Annotated in this window: 1 pseudogene; it reads right to left on the bottom strand. The window is 65.2% G+C overall.

Annotated features, from left to right (window positions below):
• Nucleotides 1-400, bottom strand: a pseudogene (locus FLX07_RS36095) (ADP-forming succinate--CoA ligase subunit beta); the annotation flags it as partial.

Below are 400 nucleotides of genomic sequence, written 5' to 3'. Positions count from 1 at the left end.
CGATAGGATCGGCAGTCCCGAATCGCGCAGGATGGTCTTGCCCAGTTCGACATTGGTGCCTTCCAGGCGCACCACCAGCGGCACCGTCAGATCGACATCGCGCGCTGCGGCGATCACGCCTTCGGCAATGACATCGCAGCGCATGATGCCGCCGAAGCTGTTGACCAGGATGCCTTCCACCTTGGGGTCGGCCAGGATGAGCCGGAACGCCGCCGTCACGCGCTCCTTGGTGGCGCCACCGCCTACGTCGAGAAAGTTGGCCGGCTCGCCGCCGTAAAGCTTGATGATGTCCATCGTGGCCATCGCCAGCCCCGCGCCATTGACCATGCAGCCGATGTTGCCGTCGAGCCGCACGTAGTTCAGCGCGTGCCTGGCCGCTTCGGTTTCGGCCGGATCCTCC

This window comes from Microbispora bryophytorum (genome assembly GCF_006874465.1).
Classification (GTDB): Bacteria; Actinomycetota; Actinomycetes; order Streptosporangiales; family Streptosporangiaceae; genus Microbispora; species Microbispora bryophytorum.
Note: the sequence above shows the minus strand (reverse complement) of the source record. Positions and strands in the feature narration are given on the sequence as shown.